The following is a 23,099-nucleotide window of genomic DNA, read 5'->3' on the forward strand; positions in this document are numbered from 1 at the left end:
CAACACCTAATTAGCACTAAGCTAATCAAGCACCAATCAAACCACCATCATCTTTAGTAATCGCAATCACCGAAGAGCGTGGCACTGAGTCACCACCACCAGGGAAATGCGACGGCTTAGCCTTCTCACCCGGATGCTGAATACCAACAAACATCGTCTTACCATCTTCAGACCAAGTTGCACCAGTCACTTCACAAGCAATCGGGCCTACCATGAAGCGGCGAATCTCACCTGTAGCTGGGTCAGCACACAACATCTGGTTGTTACCTTGACCTGCAAAGTTTTCCTTACTGCTGTAGTTACCATCAGTCTGGATCCATAGACGACCTGCTTTGTCGAAGATGATGCCGTCTGGCGAGTTGAACATATTGTCAGGCGTTACGTTTGCAGAACCTTTACGAATGTCCTGATGTACAGCTGGATTACCCGCTAGTACAAACAAATCCCAGTCAAACGTGTCAGCGGCATGGTCTTCATCAGCCGGAGTCCAACGAACAATTTGGCCGTATAAGTTACCCTTGCGTGGGTTTGGACCAGCAACTGGCGTTTCATCACCACCCGCATTAGGTTTGATCGCACGGTTTTTATTGTTAGTTAGCGCGCAATACGCCTCAACCTTTGTTGGATTAGCCGCAACCCACTCAGGGCGATCCATAGTCGTTGCACCGACTACACTACCCGCCATGCGCGCAAAGATTAGAACCTCTGCTTGAGACGCAAAGCCAGCTTCTTTTGTAAGACCGTTTTTGCCGTGAGTTAGCTCAATCCACTCGCCTTTACCCGCAAGCTTATCGTCAGCTTCGCCAAACTTAGCAACGTATAACGTACCTTCGTTGAGTAGCTTGTCATTGTTAACCTTATCGCCTTCAACGTACTTGTCGTTAGACACGTAACGATACAAAAACTCACCACGCTCATCATCACCCAAATAGACCACAACGTGGCCGTCTTTAGCGATTACTAGCTCAGCATTCTCATGCTTGAAACGACCTAGCGCAGTACGTTTTTTAGGGGTAGATGTTGGGTCCATTGGGTCAAGCTCAACAATGTAACCTGCACGGTTTGGCTCGTTCGGGTTCTTGCTGATGTCAAAACGCTCATCATACTTAAACCAGTTGTAACCCCAGTCTTTGTTACCAACGCCGTAACGTTTTTTATGATCACCACCGTCAAACGCTTCATCCGTTGACGCGAAGTAACCGTTGAAGTTCTCTTCACACGCTAGGTATGTGCCCCAAGGTGTACGGCCGTTTCCGCAGTTATTCCAAGTACCCAGTGACTGAGTACCTGTCTCGTCAGCAGCCGTTTTTAGTAAGTCATTTCCAGCCGCTGGACCAGTGATTTCCATTGGCGAGTCAGCAGTAATACGACGGTTTAATTTAGCATCAACCTGAAGTGTCCATTTGCCATCAATAAGCTTTGCTTCAAATACGCTAAGACCGTGACCGGCTTTACCTTTACGTACGTCATCCGCAGTGTTAATACCTGTCGGTGAGATAATGTCGCGGTTTACATACTCGTTATTGACAACGAATACACCATGAGTCTCAGATGTTTGGAACAACGACATACCATCATTGTTATCACCGAACGCTAGTTCCTGACTTGCGCCCGTGCCGCGTGTTTTTTGGTCAAAAGGAACACCTTTTGAAAACAGTGGATCACCCCATGACGCCAACACATTCCAGCTATAACCTTCTGGTAATGTGATCGTGTCAGACGTAGACATTGGAATGTTATCGAAGCCCATCATTTTGCTCATCGCTTTTGCTTGAGCCGTCTGTGGAAAGCCAGACGCTGCAACAAATGCAGTCACACCAAATGCAGCCCCTAGGCCGAGGAAACCACGACGAGAAATAGCACGGTCGATTAGCTCATTAAACTGAGACTTGTCTTCACGTGGGTAGTTCTGATCATCAAAATCGTTAAAATCACTCATTGCCTTGCTCCAGATTATTTATGAGACAAAGACTAACGGTGAATTGTGACAGCAAAGTTACATGACACAAAAATCATGACGACTTTCGTGTCATGTTTAACCAGTACCTTATTTAGACAAGTCCAACTTGTAGACCGCAAAACCATCCGCATCTAATTCATCAGTCGCGACAAGCTGCGGCAAAGTATCAGCAAACGCACTCGCTTCTGGAAGGGGTGACGATCGAAGCGTAACAACGACAGAATCATTGATCGCCTTGAAGCGCCAGTTATTATCAGCTGATGGATCAAAACCGTCCGCGTTCGCTGCCGCTTGCTCTGTAATGTAATCAGCAACTACCTGACGGTTCTCATTCGGTGCTTTTATAGCGGTTGTCTCTGCCCCAACATTTGGGAAGTTACCGCCACCTGAAGCACGATAGTTGTTAGACACAACCAAGAACTCTTGCGCGTCATCAATCGCTTTTCCTTCGTACTGCAACTCAACGATACGGCTTGCAGTCTCGTTAGCAACCGAGCCATCTTTAATATACTTAGCCGGTTGCGTTACGTCGATTTTATAAGTCACTCCATCAATCACGTCGAAGTTGTAACTTGGAAACTCGGTATTAATCAATGGTTGGACGTCAGTACTTGTCGCATCAATTTGGTTAAACTGGCCTGCTGACATCTCTAGCCATTCACGTACTTGTGCGCCTGTAAGCTTCAAGATTTGTAGTGTGTTTGGGTAGATGTATAAGTCAGCAACGTTACGATAGGCAATATCACCCGCAGCAACATTAGTGAAGTCAGCCGAGCCTTGGCGACCGGCACGGAAAGGTGCCGCCGCAGATAATACGGGCAGTCCGTCATACTCTGTACCAGCAATCAATTTCTTGCCGTACCAAATCTGAGCATCACTCACGATCTGAATAGATGGGTCGTCCTGCGCTAGCGCAAAGAAACTATTAACAGGTGCAGCTATTTTCGCAAACGGCTCGCTTACCCACTTATCCGTCGCGGCATGTTCTTCAGCAACCGTTGCTTCCAACGCCTTGTCAGATGTTGTTTCTGCGACTGATCGTAACTCACTGCTAAAGCCTTTAACTGCCCATTTACCGTCCTCTTGAGCCAGCTCAAGGTCAATCAAACCTATGTGGTTAGCCCAAAAGCCCGGCATCACGGCAGGGATACCATTAATGCTGCCTTTTACATTATCAATGCCTTGCGCTTCAAAGCCGTTATAAGCCTTGCCGCCAGGGAATATGTTGTGTGCGTGACCAAACATAATAGCGTCAATGCCCGCTACTTTAGATAAGTGATACGTTGCGTTCTCTTGCATTGCTTTCGCATCAGAGATGTCTAATCCGGAGTGAGGAATCGCAACCACAATGTCTGCGCCCTGCTTCTTCATGATCGGCACCCAAAGCTTGGCCATTTCGACCATGTCTTTAGTGATGACTTTGCCTTCAAGGTTCTCTTTGTCCCAGTTCATGATCTGTGGTGGCACAAAACCAATAAAGCCAACTTTTAAGCGATGCTCTTTACCACTCTCATCTTTTAACAGCTGATCAGTAATCAGGTAAGGTCGATACGCAGGCTTATCATTCGCGGGGTTGTCATCACCATCATCAATAAACACGTTAGCACTGATATAAGGAAAATTAGCGCCTGCTACTGACTTATGCAGGAAATCTAATCCAAAGTTAAACTCATGATTACCAATATTACCCACCACATAGTCCAACGTATTCATCGCTTTAAATGCAGGGTGAACTCGACCGTTTTCGATACCTTGACGCGCCATGTAGTCACCCATCGGGCTACCTTGCAGCAAGTCACCATTATCCACGAGTAAGCTGTTGGTTGCTTCTGCACGCGCTTGTTTGATCAGTGTCGCAGCTTTTGACAAGCCTATTTTCTCTGACACTTTCCCTGTGAAGTAGTTGTAATTCAACAGATTCATGTGGATATCAGTAGTCTCCATCAAACGCAGCTTTAGCGTAGGAGAGTCAGTCCCTTCCGCTAAGGCAATATCTGTAGAAAACAGTAGAGCGGCTGCGATGGCAGCACTTAGTGGTTTAATCATTCTATTCACGTTCACAGTCCTATTTATTGGTTATTGTTCAAGTGTAAGTTGCCTAAATGACAAAGCCATTAACGCAAACTAGGCAATCGAGACAAAAAGCCTGCTATGTCTTTGAAACTGTCTGCACGACCGCGAAGTGGCTGTGCGATAGCGCCCAAAATAATGACATGACCTATATTAGGGTACATCTGTATTTCGACATAATTATCTTTAGCCCCTAGCGCTTCAGCAAATGTTTGCGTGTGATATGGCAATACTCGAGTGTCAGCCCCACCATGCAATAACAACGTCGGCGCTAAACCTGGGCGGATATAGTCAATTGGCTGCGATCGCCCTTGAGCATTGGCAAATACATCCTTCACCTCAGGGTTTTCCAAGGTTAAGTCATAGGGTCCAGACAGTGCAATTAACCCCGCAACGCGACTCTTCACACGCTCTTTGTTTAAGTAACGACGGTCTGTAAATAACAACGCCGCACTGTGCGCCCCTGCCGAATGCCCCATCAAGATGAACTCATTCATCGGTCGACCAATCAATTGTGGTGACTTTATCTCAGCTGCTTTGATTGCTTTCGCAACGTCGTCAATAAACACAGGGAAGCTCACTGCGGGGAACAGTTGGTAGTCAGGAATAATAACGGGGTGGCCTAACTGCGTCAGTGCATGACCAATAAATTTGTAGTCCGATTTTGCGCCAGTACGCCACGCACCACCGTAGATAAAGACGATAGGCGTTTTACCTAGATCTACGTTTGGACGGTAGATGTCCATGTTTTGACGCGAAGATTTGCCGTAGTTAAGCGACTGCACCGTATAGTGATTTTCCGAAAGACTCCCGTTGATTAGATCAGCAGGGTTAAAAGAGCATGCAGATAGAAACAGCAAACTGCTTCCAAGCACTAATAAAAGACGAGTAATACATAACGTTCTTTTTCGCATATTAAATCCCAACATCCACAGTAGTTTAAGTAAAGATAGCACTCATCAAAGAAAAGATAATAAACATACCTTATATATTTTAAATACACCGTTTGGTTTATCAAAGATTAGTCGTTAGTATCGAAAGATACCCATCAACAAGTGGCACGGTGCAATGAAAACTAACTACCTAGATCGCCTATCTCCCTATCTGTTACTCGTGCTTACCACACTTTTTTGGGCTGGAAACTTTAACCTTGCGCGTGGAATATCGGGAGATGTTCCCCCGATGGGGCTGTCTTTTTGGCGTTGGGTCATTGCCTTTATCATCTTCATTCCTTTTGCTTACCGCCCCATGAAAAAAAGCTGGGAGTTGATGAAGCAGCACTTTGGTCTGGTGTTTTTCCTGTCGCTACTGGGCGTAACTCTGTTTAACAGTCTGGTCTATATCGGGCTACAAAGTACGACGGCCATCAACGGCGTACTCATGCAGTCGGTGTGCCCCATAATAATAATTTTGTTATCCACGCTGATCTTCGGTGACCGGTCAACACTCATGCAATGGGTAGGTGTTTTGATATCCCTGACAGGTGTAGGTGCTATCTTAGTGAAGGCCGATATCACTGCGCTTGCAGGGCTTCATTTTAACCAAGGCGACCTATGGATTTTACTGGCTGTTTCCTGCTGGGCACTTTATACCGCACTGCTACGAAAGCTTCCTGCCGCCCTTAAAGGTGTTCCGATACTAGGCTATACCATGGTGATTGGGATCATGCTGATTGCCCCTTTTTACGTGTTCGAGTCACTCACTTTTAAAACGATGCCTGTCACACTCACCTCGGTTAGCAGTATTGCTTACGTATCCATTTTCGCCTCGTTACTCGCATTCCTATTTTGGAACAATGCCGCGAGTCGCCTAGGTGCAAACAGAACTGGGCAATTCATTCACCTAATTCCTGCGTTTGGTCTGACTATTTCGACGCTGGTACTAGGCGAGCAGCTACAGAATTATCACTACATCGGCATGACCTTAGTTGCGTCAGGTTTAATCTTGGCTAACCTAAAGACTAAGCAAAAAGTACTTAAGACGGCATGAAGACAATCAAGTATCTGTCGTGGGTGGTCATGCTCACCGCGGTCTCCGTCATACTATCGTTTTTGTTCAATGTATTTGATGTGCCGCGCCCCAATTGTAACTTGGAAGGGAAAGTCGTAAAACTTGCCGATGGCGACAGCATTATCGTGCTAGATCGCGATAACGTGCAACACAAAATACGCCTAGCAGGGATTGATACGCCAGAGCGTAAGCAGCCTTATGGCAACATGGCTAAGCAGTTTTTATCTGACAAAATAGCAAACGAAGTCGTCTGTGTAGGATGGTATAAAAAAGACCGCTATCAGCGTTTAGTTGGGGTGATTTTATTTAATGATGAAGACGTCAACTTGTCCATCGTTAAAGCAGGCTTAGCTTGGCACTACAAAGCCTACCAAAAAGAACAAAGTGAGTCGGACCGTGAAAAGTATGCGGACGCTGAAACCTACGCAAAGAAGAAGCGTCTTGGGCTTTGGAAAGACAGACGTGCCATTGCGCCATGGGAGTGGCGTCGTCGGTAACCGCTAAACAGTGAAGACGAAATTACCATCTACACACAGGCTATCTATCTTTAGTTTAATAAGCTGAGTCAGGTTTAATCTAAGCTTTATAATCCCCCCCTATATTTACCCTAGCTAACAGTAGGACTTTTCATAAACATATGGTAAAAACGCTTCATGCTGACTAAATATTTCTCGACATTGCTCGACCCAAAAGGGCCCGATGACATTAGCCAACCGCCTAGTACGGTCTTTGCTTTTCTTCGTTATTACCTCATGCCAATTAAGGGCGTCATTTTTGCCACGTTACTGTTTTCTGGTATTGCGACAGGGACAGAGCTGATGCTTTATTTGTACCTTGGTAACCTTGTTGATTGGATGACAGTGGGTAATCCTGCGACCTTTTTCCAAGAACATAGCACTGAGTTAATTTGGATGTTGGTGGTCATTGCCGTCATCAGACCCATTTCCTTACTGATTGCTCGAGCGCTCATTAGTTTTGCACTCGTCGTCAATTTGGGTAGTCGTATCCGATGGCACAATCATCGTTATGTCGTCAGACAAAGTCTGTCATTTTTCCAAAATGATTTCGCAGGACGCATTTCACAAAAAGTTATGCAAACGGGTAACGCCGCACGTGAAGCGGTACTTAATGTCATTGATGGAGTTTGGTTACTCGTCGTCTACTTAGTGGGTATTGCTTGGCTGTTTACCGACGTGGACTGGCGACTGCTAGTACCAGTGGTGTTATGGATTGTGGGCTATACCTTAGTCATCGTATTTATGGTGCCTTCAGTACGAGGCCGCTCGGCTCAAGTGTCAGAAGCCAACTCTCAATTTTTAGGGCAGATGGTTGACGGGTATACCAATATTCAGTCGATTAAGTTGTTCGCCACTGACCAGCAAGAAGATCACCACGCCGGTGGCTACCTCATTAAACTAGCCAATGCATTTCATAGTTTGATGAGCGCTATTGTCAATATGACCGTGGTGTTGACAGTATTGAACACCTTCCTCATCACGAGTACCGCAGCTATTTCCATCTACCTTTGGCAAACAGACGCGGTGAGTGTCGGTACGATTGCGATTGCTAATGCATTGATTATGCGTGTCAACCAGATGTCAGGCTGGATACTAAGAACCATCAATGCCTTGTTTGAGCAAATTGGGACGATACAAAACGGTATTGAAACCATCTCTAAACCCCATGAGATCGTTGATGTGGCGGGTGCTAAGCCGCTCAAACTTTCACAAGGTGCCATCACTTTTGATAACATGAGCTTTAAGTACAACGAAGATAATCAAGTGATTGAGCAGTTCCAGCTGAGTATTAAAGCGGGCGAAAAAATTGGAATCGTTGGACGCTCGGGTGCAGGTAAGTCAACCTTAGTTAACTTGCTGTTGCGCTTTTATGATGTTAACTCTGGCCGTATTTTAATCGATGGCCAAGATATTTCGAAGTGCACTCAACAAAGCCTACGTGCTGAGATTGCGATGGTGACACAAGACACGTCGCTACTGCATCGCTCTGTGAGAGATAATATTAGCTATGGCAAGCCGGATGCGACGGAGGCACAAATCATACAAGCCGCTAAGCTTGCTGAAGTTGATCAATTCTTACCGCAGCTAGTTGACCCACAGGGTAACCGTGGGTATGACTCACTTGTTGGTGAGCGTGGTGTAAAACTATCCGGCGGACAACGTCAGCGTATTGCGATTGCGCGAGTGATTTTAAAAGACGCGCCTATTTTGGTGTTGGATGAAGCAACCTCAGCACTAGACTCAGAAGTTGAGCAAGCGATTCAAAGTCAGCTAACGCGCTTGATGGAGAAAAAGACGGTTATTGCTATTGCTCATCGTTTATCGACTATCGCAGCCATGGATCGTTTGGTGGTGATGGATGCAGGTAAGATTTTGGAGATAGGGAGCCACCAAGAGTTACTCGATCAAGGTGGTCTCTATGCACAGCTGTGGGCTAGACAATCGGGTGGATTCTTAGCTAAAGGCTAAAGATAAAAGAGCCGCTATAACATATATAGCGGCTGTGAATTATTTACTCGGAAACTCGTCATGGCATGCTGCCTTGACACCATCATCAAACCATCCTGCCCGGTTTTTCCAAAAGATATTTGCCTTAGGTCGAATACCTGGGTCTTCATCCAACGTTCCGGCAGGAATAATGACAGCAGTACCCGCACCATTTAAATAAGGAACAACTGAGCCACAGTTAGAACAAAAACATTTACCAAAAGCAGGAGGGTTTGGAAGGTCATAGCGTTTAATATTAGCCTCACCTGAAATTATTTTTAAGTTCTCTGGTGCCGTAAAAATATTGGCAACATGTGCGCTACCGCTGGCTTTTTGGCAGCGCGTGCAATGACACAACATAAAGCCTTTAAACTTACCGGATACTTCGTAGCTCACTTCGCCACACAGACAACTCCCTTTGATTGCTTCAGACATTACTCTCTCCTTATATTTTCGATATTTATGACGCTGGTATTACTGTCGCTAAGATACCTCATTAACAACGAATAAAGCGTGTGAAATTCTATATATGATTATTTTTTTCCGAGCAGCACTCTTTGCGTTAGAATAACTGTAATTAAAATAAACGATGGCCTTGCCCATGATCTCTCTGCTCATTATTTTCTTCTTTATCGCTCTATTATTTTCATTCCTTTGCTCGTTATGGGAAGCGGTTTTACTCAGTATCACGCCGTCATACGCGCAGATCAAACTTAAAGAAGGCTCGGCTGTTGGCCGCAAGTTACAAGAATTTAAAGAGAATATCGACCAGCCACTTGCTGCGATTCTCACACTCAATACGATTGCACATACTGTTGGTGCGTTAGGTGTAGGTGCTCAAGCAGCACAAATTTGGGCAGACTCAAACCCGATTATTACTGGGTTTGTTGTGCCAGCGTTTATGACGTTTGCGATTTTGGTTTTCTCTGAGCTGATCCCTAAAACGTTGGGTGCTAACTACTGGAAAGAGCTGTCTAACTTTACCGTCAAGTCACTGACACTTCTTATCAAAGCACTTTATCCGCTAGTTTGGTTCAGCCAGTTGCTAACTAAGATGCTTAAGAAAGAAAAAGTAGATGCGGTGTTTACTCGTTCTGACTTCTTAGCCATGACGGAGTTAGGTACGAAAGAAGGTGTCTTTGAGTCATCAGAGTCACATCTGATCAACAACCTCCTACAGTTCAATACAGTACAAGCAAGTGACGTTATGACGCCTCGCACGGTGGTTATAAAGGCAGATGCTGGTCAAACGATTGCAGACTTCTACAAGCTGCACCCTAACCTACGTTTCTCCCGTATTCCTGTTTATGAGACGGGGCACACTGATCATATTCAAGGCTTCATTTTACAAAATGAAGTACTGCAAAAAATGCTAGATAACGAAGGTCATTTGCTGATATCAGAGATTCAACGCCCTATTCCCTTGATTCCTGAAAACTATCCTATCCCTGATTTGTTTAATGACTTTTTAGAGAAGAATGACCACATCGCAGTCGTTGTTGATGAGTTTGGTGGCATGGATGGCATTGTTTCAATGGAAGATGTGATTGAAACAATGTTAGGTCGTGAAATCGTTGATGAGATGGATAACACCTCAGACATGCGTGAACTTGCGCGAAAGCGCTGGAAGACACGTGCAGCTAAGTATGGCTTGATTGAAAGCGAAGAAAAATCGCCTTAATTAGTCAGACTGAGTCATACGCCTAGCTTGAATAATCACTTATTCAGGTTTGGCGTCACTCGTTTGTGAATGAGTTTAGTAGCTTACCCATACTGAAACGAACGTAATATTGATAAAACGAAACAAAGCGAACATACTCTTATGTAAATATTTATTACGCGTGGCCACCTCATGAACTTAAGAACAAGCAATATCGAACGCCTAAAAAAAGAAGATCACGTCTTTGATGTACTGGTTTTAGGTGGTGGCATAAACGGCGCCGTTTCTGCAGCTTCACTCTCGGCAAAAGGTGCAAAGGTTGCATTAATAGACCGTGGTGACTTTGCTGGACTCACAAGTTCCAACTCATCAAACCTTGCATGGGGCGGTATCAAATACCTTGAGTCTCACGAGTATTTACTGGTTAACAAGTTATGTAAAAGCCGTAACCATCTCATGCGCAGCTACCCTTCCACCGTCAAAGAAATTCGGTTCTTAACAACGATTGCTAAAGGGTTTCGTTTCCCTACAAAGTTCGTTTACTTAGGCACTATTTTTTACTGGATGATTGGCCGTTTCTTTACTCAACGCCCTGACTACATGAGCGTTAAAGAAATAGAGAAACGCGAGCCTGCGATCAACACATCAAATGCTGAAGGTGGCTTCGAGTATTCTGATGCTTACCTTTATGACAATGATGCTCGATTTGTCTTTAACTTCATTCGTTCTAGCATGAACTACGGCTGCGTTGCTGCTAACTACGTTGAGTCACAAAATGCGGTACGTGAAAATGGCATTTGGAAAGTCTCAGCACGCGATAATATGACAGGCGAAACATTCACAATCCGTTCAAAAGTATTGATCAATGCCTGTGGCCCTTATGTTGATACGCATAACAAGATCACTGAGCAAAAAACTGAACATCAACACCTGTTCTCGAAAGGTATTCACCTGATCATTGACCGTGTGACGGAGCAGAAGAAGATCCTCGCATTCTTTGCCAGTGACGGTCGTTTGTTCTTTGTTATTCCAATGGGTAACAAAACATCGATTGGTACAACCGACACTCAAGTGCAAAGCCCTGATGTCAGCGTGACTGAAGAAGACCGTGAGTTCGTTCTCGAAAACATAAACTCGCTACTCGACTTTGATACACCAGTGACTAAGAAAGACATCATCGCGGAACGTTGTGGTGTGCGTCCTTTAGCTCAAAAAGGCGGTGACGGCATTGCGAACTGGGTGCAGTTATCACGTAAGCATGCAGTTGATCAGAACAAGGCAGACCAACACATCAGCATCTTCGGTGGTAAAACAACGGACTGCATAAATGTAGGTAATGAAATCGCTGACTTGGTCAAAGATATGGGAATCGAGTTACCGCATGAAAAATTCAAATGGTATGGCGAAGATAGTGATGCCGTTCGCGACGAGTTTTATCATCAAGCTAAACTAATGGAGCTTGACGCATACACGGTTGAAGGATCATCTGAGCCATTAACACAGCGCTTGTGGCGTCGTTATGGTGGTCGTTCTTTAGAGCTTCTGGAAGACATTCGTCGTGATTCCAGCAAGGCACAACGCTTGATGAAAAATGCAGAATATTTACGCTGTGAGATTGAGTACACCGCACAGCATGAAATGATAACTAAGCTAGAAGACTTTATGCGTCGCCGCTCTAAGATTTCTCAAGTGGTTCGTCATGAAGATATTATCGACGCACCCGGCCTGAAAGAGGCCTGCAAAATATTCTTTGGGGATGATGCAGAGGCGAAGTTACAAGAGTATGTCGATGCGGTTGAGAGTAGCCGTTAAAGCAGACTGAGCTTTATTATTCAGGCTTGATGCTTGCCCTTAGATCCAACACTTTCCCAACCGTTCTATTCCAGTTAGCCGTACACTCAGGGCCACAGCGCTTCACCCATCTTGGTAAAATCACATCTCGTGCAACCTTGTCTCTTATCGCCAAATCAGCAGCCAACGGCTCTACCAAGGTCATATTCCCAATCTCACCTAAACTACATGGCCCCGTTGATAAACAGGCCAAGGCTACTTCATCTTCGGTTGCGGTTTCTCGCCACATTTCATCAGTCAGCTTGTTCATTTCGTTTTGTAAGGTGGTTTGTAGCGGCTTATCTAGCAGATTCCACTTGTCCATATTCATCGCGCCAAAGGCTAAACCCCAACCCACACGCAACTTAAAACCATAAGGTGCTATTTCATATAACTGGGTGGTATAGGCTGACATAGTGCCAGTGATCGCACAGTCTATTGAGCCATTCAACAAGGCATCAGGCACTTCTTTATAAGGTGCATTGACAGGAGTCGCGCCAACACCTTCAACAAAATCACTTAGGGTTTCCAAGTAAACACGGATGCGCTTACCCTTTAAATCGTGGATACCACTCACCAAACTTTTGCACCAAATCATTTGGCTAGGGAATGGGTAAAGTGTCATCAACTGAGCATTGTATTTTTCTTTAAACGCTTGTGACAATGTAGGGAAGTAAGACTCGGACACTTGCCTCTGCACATCAATATCTTGAGTCAGAGATGAGAGATCAGCGCCTTCGAAAATAGCGCTTTCAGGAGAGACATAACCAGGCAGGCCAAATGCAAAATCAAAAACGCCCTGCTTTACTAGACGCATAATCTCTATGCCTTGCAAATCCAATTCGGTCTGCGGCGTTATTTCACTAACAATTTGCTTATCGGTAACTTGAGCCACACGTTCATTCCAGAACGGTCCCTCATGTTTTTGGTAATTTGTGAAGTAGCCCCATGTGCCAACCGCTTTAATAATGACGGATTCAGCAGCGAATGCCGAAGAGAGCTGGCAAAAAAACAGGCAAAAACTAAGTAATACCATGCGGACATGCTTATTGGAAATCACAGAAAAAACCATAGGATACTCCGAGGAAACTAAGCCCAGAGTATCCTGATTTTTGCTTACTGACCAGTACCTTATGAGGACATAAGTGTTGGTAGGTAAAGCACCAGATTTGGAAATAGGGTAATAATCACGATAGCGCTGGCTATGATAAAGAAGAACGGCAAGGCGGCTTTAGCCACATAGAAAATATTCTTACCAGTGAGCGCTTGAATAACGAATAAGTTAAACCCAACTGGCGGTGTAATCTGTGACATTTCCACGACCAATACTAGGAATATGCCAAACCAAATAAGGTCGATATCTGCCTGAATAACCATAGGTAATACAACCGAAGTCGTCAGCACTATCACCGAGATTCCATCTAGGAAACAGCCCATAATCACAAAGAATATCGTCAGATAAACAATCAAACCAATTGGCGATAAACCTAAGGTTGCAATCCACTCCGCTAGTGCGTTTGGTATCCCAATAAAGCCCATTGCTAATGTCAGAAAGTGAGCGCCTACAAGGATCAAACCTAACATACACGAATTCTTAACCGCCCCAACGATGCTGCCACCAAGACCTGCCCAGCTGAAACTGCCCAGCATTGCAGATAATAACAACGCACCTGCCACACCCAGAGCAGCAGCCTCTGTTGGCGTAGCAAAACCTTGGTAAATTGACCCTAAAACACCACCAATCAATATCATAATAGGGATCAACTTTTTAAGTGAGTTGATTTTCTCTTTAAAGGTATAGGTCTTTTCATCCGCTGTGTTGTTTGACTCTTTGTTGAGCAAAGTCCAAATAACAGTGTAAAGCATGAACAACACGATCAACACTAGGCCAGGTAATGCACCTGCCAAAAACAAACGCGCAATAGAGACTTCGGCTGACACACCATAAACAATCAAAATGATTGACGGCGGTATTAATAGTCCCAGCGTACCGGAACCCGCTAAGGTACCAATTGCCATTTTCTCGCTGTAACCACGCTTCTTAAGCTCAGGTAATGTCATCCGTCCGATGGTTGCTGCAGTAGCCGCTGATGATCCCGACACGGCCGCAAAAATACCACAGCTTAAAATATTAACGTGTAATAACTTCCCAGGTAACTTTGATAACCAAGGCGATAACCCTTCAAATAAATCTTGTGATAAACGCGTTCTAAATAAGATCTCTCCCATCCAAATAAACAAAGGCAGAGCTGTCAATGACCAGCTAGTCATCGCACTCCAAGATGAGGTGCCCAGCAATAAGCCGATACTGTTATTTTCGATCAACAATAAGCCTATGACTGAAACACCTGTTAGCGTCAGTGCAACCCAAATACCTGAGGTCAGCATTAGTATTAGGCAAACGAATAAAATAAAGCCAATAAATGTGATATCCATGATTTACTCCATGCTCTCTAAGCTTTCTTCATTTGAGAGGTATTCGGGGGTCTTTCCTTTCAACATAACGAGAGTGTTATCCAAAATAGCGATGAATAAAAATAAGGAACCAACAGCCATAGGAAGTTGAACCAACCACAGATCCACAGCTAAGTAGGTATCTGATACTTCCTCATAAATGTAAGACTCATAAACCGTGTAGATTGTGTAAACCATCAAAAATCCACTAATTAGCAGTCCAATAAACAGGTTGAATATCTCAAGGATGCGGCGAGTAGATGCCGATAATCGTATTAGCAATATCGACACTCGAATATGACCACCGTTGTTAAAGGTGAAAGCCAACCCAAAAAAAACGGTTGCTGACAATAACCACCCAGCAAAATCTTCGGATGAGGGAATCACGTACTCCATCGATCTAGCCACGATTTGCGCCAAAATAAGCAGCGTCATCGTAACCAAAGAAGCACCTGATAAAAAAAGAGATGTGAAATAAAAACAGCGTTTCAGTAATTGCATTGCCAATATCCATTAACTAGAAAAAAACGACTCTGGGAGTAACCAACTCACAACCCAGAGTCGCTGTGGTTATGACGTGTTGGCTTTACTGAGCATTAAACTCATTAACAATGTTGATACCCGTCTGACCAGCTTCTTGTAACCATTCGGTGACCATAACTTCACCAATCGCACGCATTTCTGTTTGCAACTTTTCAGTTGGCTCAGCAACGGTCATGCCGTTCTTTTTTAAAGTAGCTGTATCTTCAACTGCCAGCTGACGACCTAGAGCCCAACCTTTCTTTTCTGCATTAGCAGCAGCAGTCAAAATCACTTGCTGCGTCTCTTTATCAAGACCATCAAAGAAACGTTTGTTAACAAATGTCATGTTCTTTGGAATCCAAGCATGAATAGTCGTGAAGTTTGAAATGTAGTCCCAACTCTGACCATTAACACCGGTACTTGGCGAGGTGATCATTGCGTCAATCGCGTTAGTAGTAAACGCTTGAGCAACGTCACTGAAAGGAATGTTTACAGGGGTTGTATCCATTAAGTCCGCTAGACGCGAAGTTGTTGGGCTGTATGCACGCATTTTTAAGCCCTTTAAGTCACTTAGACTTGCAACAGACTTTTGCGTGTATAGATCCTGTGCTGGCCAAGGTGCAGCATATAGCAGCATCAACTTATCTTTATCAAGGGCCTTTTCTAGCTCTTTCTTTGAAGCTTTATACAGCTTCTCAGCACCGTCAAAATCAGTCGCTAAGAATGGGATATTATCTAACTTGAAGATAGGGGCGTTGTTACCCAAACGACCAATAAAGACTTCACCAATTTGAACTTGGCGTGACTTAACAGCACGGTGGATTTCAGGGTGTTTGATCAGAGAACCACCAGAGTGAACCTTGATGGTCAGCTTGCCATTAGACTTCGCATTAACTTCTTCTGCAAAGCTACGCGCTACTTGAGTGTGGTGCGTACCATCGCCATAAGGTGTTGGAAAGTCCCAACGATCAGCAGCACTTGCAGTAAATGATGCGACTGTTAACGCAGACACACATAGAGTTACCAAACTGCGAGTTAAAAAATTCATGTAAATCCTCCAAAGATTATATTCCGGCAACGAAAACTCATTGCTTAAAAACATAACTGCAAGCGCTGTGCCAAGACTGAAAAAAGTCTAAAAGTGCCCGTTACTGCTTGCTCTGGAGATTTTAATAAAAGAAATAACACATTAACTGAGTCAATTTTGACTCAGTTATATTTAAGCCATTGAGTCAAAAATGACTCACTAAGAAAGATAGTCATTACGATCCAAACCATGCTTCTTCATACGCAGATAAAGCTTCTTTCGGGGAACCCCTAAAGCCTCAGCGGTTTGTTCTGCATGACCATTATGTTCAGTTAGCGCAGCGTCAATTACTGCTAGCTCGTGCTTATCCATACTCTCTTCAAGGTTACCTGACCCAACAACGGGCGCTGAATCTTGCTCAGTGCTCACTGGTAAACCTAAAAACCAACGCTCAGCGACATTGCGAAGCTCGCGTATATTACCAGGCCAACTCTTACCGCTTAAACGATGCAATAAACTATTGGGAATAGGCTCCGCTTTGCGCCCAGAGCGCTGGCTCGACTGCTCAACGAAGTGCTTAAATAACAAAGGAATATCGTCTTTTCGCTGTGCCAACGTCGGAATATCCACACTGGCAACATTGATGCGGTAGTAAAGGTCTTCCCTAAACTCACCCTTTTCAGCCGCCTCTCGTAAATTGACTTTGCTGGCAGCCAGTACGCGTATATCTACATTCACATCAGTATTGCCACCAAGGCGCTGTAACACGCGCTCTTGTAATACCCTAAGCATTTGAACTTGTAGTGATGCTGGCATACTTTCTATTTCATCCAAAAATAGTGTGCCACCATTAGCGTATTCGATCTTACCGATGCGTTTTTTCAAGGCGCCAGTAAACGCGCCACTCTCATGGCCGAACAGTTCACTCTCTATAATCGATTCAGACAGCGCGCCACAGTTGATTGCCACAAAAGGCTTATTCGCACGACTGCTAAAGTCATGCAAACACCGAGCAACTACCTCTTTACCCGTGCCTGTTGCTCCGTTGATGATGAGATCAACATCTACCTGCGCCAGTTGTAGCACCATTTCGCGCAGTCGTTGTAGCTGAGGCGTTTGACCAATCATGCGTGACTCAATCACGTGTTGACCGTCAACGGCTTGACGCAACCTTCGATTTTCCAACACTAGCTGACGCTTTTTACTCGCCCGTTGAATAGTGTTGATCTGATGCTCTGAGTCATTAGTTTTTTCCAAAAAATCATATGCACCCATACGAATAGCCTGAATCGCAATGGCAATATCTGCGTGCCCACTAAACATAATCACGGGAATATCTTGGTCGATGTCTAAAATAGCCTGTAATACATCAATACCGTCCATGATATCCATACGCACATCACAAATGATTACGCCCGGCCACGTTACTGAGCATTGAGCAATACCGTCTTTAGGATCTTCATAGGCGCTCGCCTGATAACCCTCTAGCTCTAGTGTTTGCAGCATCGCATCGCGAACGATTGCTTCATCATCAATAATGATGACCTGATTAAGATTGTCCAGATCGCTCATGAATTCCTTGTGTGTGTCGAGGTAGCTGTAAACAGAATGTCGCACCGATTTCCTGCTCGGTATCGATACTTAACTTACCGCCAAAATTTTTCACCAGATTATAAGAAATAGATAAACCTAAACCGAGATTTTGGCCACGTTTTTTAGTCGTGAAGAACGTGTCAAACACCTGCCCTCTCAGCTCTTTGGCAATGCCTCTACCATTATCACTTACCTTGATATCCACAATATCATCCTGTCGTTCACAGATAATTTGAATACGCTTTTCATCGTTATCAGCCACTGCATCTAAAGCATTAGTTACGAGGTTAACTATGACCTGTTCTAACTGAACGGGATCTGCATATACCTGTGTATTAGCAATTGATTTATCAATATCTAAGGTAGTTTCTGCCAGTATTTTATGACCACTTAACATCAACATCGCATTATCAACTGCTTGTTTTACTTCGACCACCACCACATTGTCCTGCTGGCCTTTTGCCAATGACTTTAGTTGGGTAATGGTAGAAATAATGCGCTTCGTTAGCAGCGTAATGTGCGTCAGGTTTTCCTCTGTTTCTTTCAAACGCCCCATCTGAATCAAACGAGAGCTATTGTGGGTGTAATGACGAATCGCCAACAGCGGCTGATTAATTTCATGAGAAATGCCCGCTGATAGCTGCCCTAATGCGGCCAACTTACCTGACTGTACTAGCTCTTCTTGCAAGGTGCTAAGCTGGTCACGGAAGCTCATCAATGAGCGCGCCATTGCGCCGATCTCATCATTACCACCAACGGGGACGTCTTGTTCTAAATTTCCTTTCGCAATTGATCTCATCGCAGTATTCAGCGTGGTAATACGCCCTACGATATTGTGCCCGATATACAACCACACGATCAGAATCGAAAAGAGCAAGCTGCCACCCACCAAAAATATCGCCCAAATACGACCTTGCTTAATCGTTGCCTGTACGTTTTGAGCAGCTTCTTGTGCTGCTAATTCGGCTTGTCGAGACTGCTTACTGAGTTCGGTATTCAGTGTATTCAAGTCTCTGCGAATTTTCGCTAATTGTAGCTGACCATCTTCTTTGTTTAAGCGCTCGTCTCGACGTATTGAAAATATATTATTTGAGCCCTGGGCCAATAACATCAGATCTGTAATCGACTGTCTGAGTCCCTTATAGCCTGTTAGGCGCTTTAGGCGAGTCAGGTCTTTATTCAAGCTATCAACAACTTCACCCGAGTGAATACGAGTAGCAATAAAAGAACTCAAGTCAGGTAAATGCTGTACGCGATCAATCAAACTAGCCAGCAAGTTAAAGTCCGCTTTCACGCGATACAACACTTCTAAGCTGCCATCTAGCAACAGGGGTGGCCGTGGTTGCTTGTTATAATCAAAACGGCTTGGTCGCTTACGCTGTGCGTTCTTAATCAGGCTATCTATATCACTGACAAAAGTAGCAGCTTGCCACCGTAGATCCTCACTAAATGCTTGTTTAGCCTTATCTAGATCAAGTTGTTTACTAATGTTTTGGTTAAGCCTTTCTAGCGGCTCAAGTAAGGTTTTGATATGCGCAGCAATCGCTGCTTGATTTAGATTATCTGGCGTCGTGTCGGAAGCTTGTGGCAGAAGACTCAACATTGCTTCTACGTTCTGGTTCAGATCACGCCATATTTGTTGCTGTGTTTTTTCATCTTTTGCCGCGAGCAGTGTAGGCGCTCTAACGGTTATGCTGGTGCCATATTCTTTCAGTTCAGCCATCAGTTGCAACGAGTGCATATTCACCTGAACAACGCGACTTAACTCTTGTTCAATGCGATTGTAAGAGACCCACCCAACATTACTTGCCAACAGTGTGAATACCGTCAATACCGCAAACGCTAGGAATGAGCGACCACGAATTCCTAACCACTTTGCCTTCGTTATATTTTTATCAGGTAGCATCATGACTAATGATTATATCGCAAAGTGGGCTTCCCCATCCTATTGATGAGCGCACAAAAAAGCCGCTACCCAGTAAAACTGAAAGTAGCGGCTCTTCAACAAAACAAATTAACTGTAAATTGATTCTTTCTTAAAGTGCTTAGCTAGCATGTAGTAAATAACTGCACGATGCTTGTTCGGGTTTGATTTGCCGTAGGTTGCAATAACTTCAGAAATTGCTTTGTCCAACTCAGGTCCGTCAGCAAGACCTAACTTCTTGATCAAGAAGTTGTTCTTTACTGTATCTAGTTCAGTCTGGTCGCTACCAGCAACTGTTGATGCATCTTTGTTGTAGATAGATGGGCCACAACCGATAGTTACCTTCGTTAGAAAGTCCATGTCAGGTGTGATTTTGCATTTTTCTTTTAAATCCGTTGCGTACTTAGCAATTAAATCATCTCTTTTACTCATGACATCCTCAGTTTTTTAGTTTATTGGTGCGCTTACTGTACATCACTCTTTATGACAGTACAAAAAATACAATGCCCTACCTTAACTCTGCTATAAGAAGCTGCACCTAAAACAAGAGTATGCTAACGTCACACACGTATACATATCGAAAATAATCATGGCACAGCACTACGACATTATTGGTGACATTCACGGTTGCAACAATACGCTTATCTCTATGCTAGAAGCGTTAGGTTACGCAAAAAAAAGTGATTACTATCAACACCCTAACCGTAAAGTAATTTTCGTTGGTGACTTCATCGACAGAGGTCCACTGCAGTTAGAAACTATACGCACCGTGCGTGCAATGGTCGCTGCCAATCAAGCACATGCCGTGATGGGCAACCATGAATTCAACGCTATCGCCTACATAACTCCTGACAAAGTCGAAGGTGGTTATTTACGCGCACATACCAGTAGAAACAGGCGTAACCACCGTGCTTTTCTCCAAGCGATGGAGCAACACCCAGAACAGTATGAAGATGTCATCAATTGGTTTAAGACTTTACCGCTCTGGTTAGACTTAGGTAATTTACGCATTGTTCACGCCTGCTGGGACCAGTTAGGTATTGATCAGATAAGTGAAACCTACTCCGCTGACGGCTTAATGGATGAAGCGTTATTCATTGCCAGTAACGACCCTAGCAAGTGGGAATTCCATGTGGTGGAAAACTTACTCAAAGGTAAGACCATTAAGCTGCTAAACAACCACACATTCACAGACCCAAATGGCATTACTCGTGACAACATGAGAATCCGCTGGTGGGATAATAAAGCCACGACCTATAAGTCTGCCTTTATGGGCGCTGCTCGTGACATTGAACATATCAACGATACCGCGATTGATACCGAGCACCTCATCATTTATGAAGAAGATGAAGTGCCGCTACTGATCGGGCACTACTGGATGCAAGACGAGCCAGCGCTGCTCGCACCCAATATTGCCTGTGTTGATTACAGTATCGCTAAGCGTAACGGCAAGCTCTGCGCCTATCGCTGGGATGGTGAGTCTAAGTTAGACTCGGCTAAGTTTATTTGTGTACCACGCCTAGAGTCTTAACGCTTTAAGTTGCTGAGTACGCGCTTCCTTAGATAGCTTTGACAGCGCCTCTACTGCCTCATAAAAACGTAACCAATCACTTCCAGAGCGCTCAAATAGCGTTTCAAATGCTGATACCCAACCATGGTAATCCCCAAACAGCACTAGAGAGGCATTGTTAAGCGGCTTAGCAATCCAACGGTCATAACCGTCACTGCCACCACCCTGTTGTCTCAATAGCTTATAGTCGGCCCGTAAGGCGTCAAAGCCATCTTTTTTAACCTTGGCTAACGCATCCTTATCTGTGGTATTTGTGCGTTTATAAGCCTCAGCCAGTAATTGACGGTGCTTAAGAATCAACGTGACGACTGCTTTATTGCGCTGCTTTGTCTGCTGATACTTTGAGATAAGCGCTTCACTATCTGACGCTTGTGTTTTAGCCCAACTTTCAATGCCCATAAATTCAACCGCTGTCGCAAACGACTCATTAAACGCAGTATCACCGGCTTGGTAGACTTGCTGATGCGCTAACTCGTGAAAGATTAAACCAGCCAAATCAAGATCAGAACGATTCAGCATCGAACTAACCACTGGGTCAGAAAACCACCCTAAGGTTGAGTAGGCAGATGCTCCACTTAACACAACATCATGTCCCTTTGACTTGAGTTGGTCGGCAAAGGCCTGAGCGTCGGCCTTATCAAAGAAGCCTCGATAAGACACACAGCCCGCGACAGGGAAACAGTGCTGCATGGGCTTGGTACTGTAAGCCTCAGTTACCACAACATTCCAAACCACTGCTGGCCGCTTAAGATCTACGTATTGTCGATAACTGCCGTTATCAGGCAACTTTAACTCACTCACCGCAAACACGCGTGCCCGCTGGATAATAGCCAAACGACGAGCTAACTCTGGCTTTGTCGTGGGGTCTTCAATAACCGTGGTAATAGGCGTTCGGCCAAGCATGATTTTGCTGTGCCCGATGGCCGCTTGAGAATAAAACTGCACTGACTCACACGCACTCAGCCCAAGCAAAATCAGCAGCGCCCCACCACCCACTATAAACTTAACCAACCGTTTACTCATATCCCCTAGCCCCTTATGGTTATCGCATCTGACTACGATTCGTTCGCGTAACTGTTAACAACATGAACTAATGATTGTAGTGATGTCTTACACATTACAATATTAATAAAGGTGTACAACAATGAAAAGTAAGCTATTACTCGCTGCCAGTCTATTATTTACCGCTAACGTCGCTTTCGCAGAAGGTGAACGCGTTAATATTGGGGATTTCTCTAAAGGCTCTATCGCAGGCTGGGAAGTTAAAGAATTCGCTGGCAAAACAAACTATGAAATTAAATACCAAGGCAACCGCAACGTACTGACTGCAAAGTCAACAAACGGCGCAGCGTCAGCACTTGGTGTACGTAAGAAAATAGACCTCACTAAGACACCATTTCTCAACTGGAGCTGGCGAGTTGACACCCCATTACCACCACTAAAAGAAGCAACTAAAGCCGGTGATGATTATGCGGCACGCGTCTACGTAATTATTGATGGTGGCTTGTTTGTATGGAAAACACGCGCACTCAATTATGTATGGTCAAGTAAGCCAGACAGCCGTGGCCAAAAGTGGAACAACCCTTTCCTACCTCGTAACGCACGCATGTTATCTGTTCGTGACAGCCGTAACGGCCCAGGACAATGGTTAACTGAAAAGCAAGACGTCGCTGCTGACTTCCAGAAGTTATATGGCTTTACACCGCGCTCTATCGACGGTGTAGCGATTATGACCGATGCTGACAACAGTAAAGGCATTGCTGCTGCCTCATATGGCGACATATATTTTACCGCAAAATAATCATATTCAGACACGGTATTAGGCTAGATAAACTGGCCTAATACCGCTCATCTTTTATTCAGTTAGAATTAACCACTTATCCCATTTCGGGGTGCGCTCCCATCCCCCTTGGCTTATATTTAACTCACAGCAGTGCAACTAATGAAGCTTAATCCCCCCAGATGGCTTCAAACG

19 protein-coding genes are annotated in these 23,099 nt (G+C 44.6%); 7 read left to right on the top strand and 12 right to left on the bottom strand.

What is annotated here, in order from left to right; all coding sequences use genetic code 11:
* Positions 1 to 25 precede the first annotated feature (25 nt).
* The 3 genes from DKT75_RS09630 to DKT75_RS09640 all read right to left on the bottom strand — a co-directional run bounded on the left by DKT75_RS09630 (position 26) and on the right by DKT75_RS09640 (position 4,944).
* Positions 26 to 1,939, bottom strand: coding sequence for a PhoX family protein (locus DKT75_RS09630; protein WP_109823216.1), 1,914 nt, complete (start codon positions 1,937 to 1,939; stop codon positions 26 to 28).
* Positions 1,940 to 2,047: 108 nt separating this feature from the next.
* The gene (locus tag DKT75_RS09635; protein WP_109823217.1) at positions 2,048 to 4,006 is read right to left on the bottom strand and encodes a bifunctional 2',3'-cyclic-nucleotide 2'-phosphodiesterase/3'-nucleotidase; all 1,959 of its coding nucleotides are present in this window, start codon (positions 4,004 to 4,006) and stop codon (positions 2,048 to 2,050) included.
* A 68-nt stretch (positions 4,007 to 4,074) separates the two neighbouring features.
* Positions 4,075 to 4,944, bottom strand: a complete 870-nt coding sequence (locus DKT75_RS09640; RefSeq protein WP_158278829.1) for an alpha/beta hydrolase — start codon at positions 4,942 to 4,944, stop codon at positions 4,075 to 4,077.
* Between the two features lie 154 nt (positions 4,945 to 5,098).
* On the opposite strand from DKT75_RS09640, the gene DKT75_RS09645 reads away from it, so the two are divergent.
* From DKT75_RS09645 to DKT75_RS09655, 3 genes are all read left to right on the top strand, one after another.
* Positions 5,099 to 6,019: a DMT family transporter gene (locus DKT75_RS09645; RefSeq protein WP_109823219.1), complete on the top strand. Its 921-nt coding sequence runs from the start codon at positions 5,099 to 5,101 to the stop codon at positions 6,017 to 6,019.
* The gene (locus DKT75_RS09650) at positions 6,016 to 6,537 is read left to right on the top strand and encodes a thermonuclease family protein (RefSeq protein ID WP_211665330.1); all 522 of its coding nucleotides are present in this window, start codon (positions 6,016 to 6,018) and stop codon (positions 6,535 to 6,537) included. The genes DKT75_RS09645 and DKT75_RS09650 overlap by 4 nt, the downstream gene beginning before the upstream one ends.
* 156 nt (positions 6,538 to 6,693) lie before the next feature.
* A complete protein-coding gene (locus DKT75_RS09655) occupies positions 6,694 to 8,526 on the top strand; it encodes an ABC transporter ATP-binding protein (protein ID WP_109823220.1) in 1,833 nt (610 codons plus the stop codon).
* A gap of 39 nt (positions 8,527 to 8,565) precedes the next feature.
* On the opposite strand, the gene DKT75_RS09660 is transcribed toward DKT75_RS09655, so the two are convergent.
* Positions 8,566 to 8,979, bottom strand: coding sequence for a GFA family protein (locus DKT75_RS09660; RefSeq protein ID WP_109823221.1), 414 nt, complete (start codon positions 8,977 to 8,979; stop codon positions 8,566 to 8,568).
* 166 nt (positions 8,980 to 9,145) lie between these two features.
* Between DKT75_RS09660 and DKT75_RS09665 the strand changes: the two genes are divergently transcribed.
* A complete protein-coding gene (locus DKT75_RS09665) occupies positions 9,146 to 10,225 on the top strand; it encodes a CNNM domain-containing protein (RefSeq protein ID WP_109823222.1) in 1,080 nt (359 codons plus the stop codon).
* A 171-nt stretch (positions 10,226 to 10,396) separates the two neighbouring features.
* Positions 10,397 to 12,016: a glycerol-3-phosphate dehydrogenase/oxidase gene (locus DKT75_RS09670; RefSeq protein ID WP_109823223.1), complete on the top strand. Its 1,620-nt coding sequence runs from the start codon at positions 10,397 to 10,399 to the stop codon at positions 12,014 to 12,016.
* Positions 12,017 to 12,032: 16 nt separating this feature from the next.
* Here the strand turns inward: DKT75_RS09670 and DKT75_RS09675 are convergent, their stop codons facing one another.
* From DKT75_RS09675 to DKT75_RS09705, 7 genes are all read right to left on the bottom strand, one after another.
* Entirely contained in the window at positions 12,033 to 13,106 is a 1,074-nt protein-coding gene (locus tag DKT75_RS09675) for a TRAP transporter substrate-binding protein (RefSeq protein WP_211665331.1), read from the bottom strand.
* A gap of 59 nt (positions 13,107 to 13,165) precedes the next feature.
* Complete coding sequence (locus tag DKT75_RS09680) at positions 13,166 to 14,470, bottom strand: TRAP transporter large permease (protein WP_109823224.1); 1,305 nt, start codon at positions 14,468 to 14,470, stop codon at positions 13,166 to 13,168.
* 3 nt (positions 14,471 to 14,473) lie between these two features.
* A complete protein-coding gene (locus tag DKT75_RS09685; RefSeq protein ID WP_109823225.1) occupies positions 14,474 to 14,989 on the bottom strand; it encodes a TRAP transporter small permease in 516 nt (171 codons plus the stop codon).
* A gap of 85 nt (positions 14,990 to 15,074) precedes the next feature.
* Positions 15,075 to 16,058: a TRAP transporter substrate-binding protein gene (locus DKT75_RS09690; RefSeq protein WP_109823226.1), complete on the bottom strand. Its 984-nt coding sequence runs from the start codon at positions 16,056 to 16,058 to the stop codon at positions 15,075 to 15,077.
* Between the two features lie 198 nt (positions 16,059 to 16,256).
* Positions 16,257 to 17,609: a sigma-54-dependent transcriptional regulator gene (locus DKT75_RS09695; RefSeq protein ID WP_109823227.1), complete on the bottom strand. Its 1,353-nt coding sequence runs from the start codon at positions 17,607 to 17,609 to the stop codon at positions 16,257 to 16,259.
* Complete coding sequence (locus tag DKT75_RS09700) at positions 17,587 to 19,539, bottom strand: ATP-binding protein (protein ID WP_211665333.1); 1,953 nt, start codon at positions 19,537 to 19,539, stop codon at positions 17,587 to 17,589. Before DKT75_RS09700 ends, DKT75_RS09695 begins: the two co-directional genes overlap by 23 nt.
* A gap of 105 nt (positions 19,540 to 19,644) precedes the next feature.
* Positions 19,645 to 19,986 carry a DUF2853 family protein gene (locus tag DKT75_RS09705; protein ID WP_109823228.1) on the bottom strand — a complete coding sequence of 114 codons (342 nt, stop codon included), beginning with the start codon at positions 19,984 to 19,986 and terminating at the stop codon, positions 19,645 to 19,647.
* A 157-nt stretch (positions 19,987 to 20,143) separates the two neighbouring features.
* On the opposite strand from DKT75_RS09705, the gene DKT75_RS09710 reads away from it, so the two are divergent.
* The gene (locus DKT75_RS09710; protein WP_109823229.1) at positions 20,144 to 21,085 is read left to right on the top strand and encodes a metallophosphoesterase; all 942 of its coding nucleotides are present in this window, start codon (positions 20,144 to 20,146) and stop codon (positions 21,083 to 21,085) included.
* Here DKT75_RS09710 and DKT75_RS09715 read toward each other — a convergent pair.
* Complete coding sequence (locus DKT75_RS09715) at positions 21,074 to 22,147, bottom strand: aminopeptidase (RefSeq protein ID WP_109823230.1); 1,074 nt, start codon at positions 22,145 to 22,147, stop codon at positions 21,074 to 21,076. The two genes, DKT75_RS09710 and DKT75_RS09715, sit on opposite strands and share 12 nt — an antisense overlap.
* Positions 22,148 to 22,268: 121 nt before the next feature.
* Here DKT75_RS09715 and DKT75_RS09720 point away from each other — a divergent pair, with 121 nt between their 5' ends.
* The gene (locus DKT75_RS09720; RefSeq protein ID WP_109823231.1) at positions 22,269 to 22,925 is read left to right on the top strand and encodes a DUF3047 domain-containing protein; all 657 of its coding nucleotides are present in this window, start codon (positions 22,269 to 22,271) and stop codon (positions 22,923 to 22,925) included.
* Positions 22,926 to 23,099 lie beyond the last annotated feature (174 nt).

The organism is Leucothrix arctica (genome assembly GCF_003172895.1).
Lineage (GTDB): Bacteria > Pseudomonadota > Gammaproteobacteria > Thiotrichales > Thiotrichaceae > Leucothrix > Leucothrix arctica.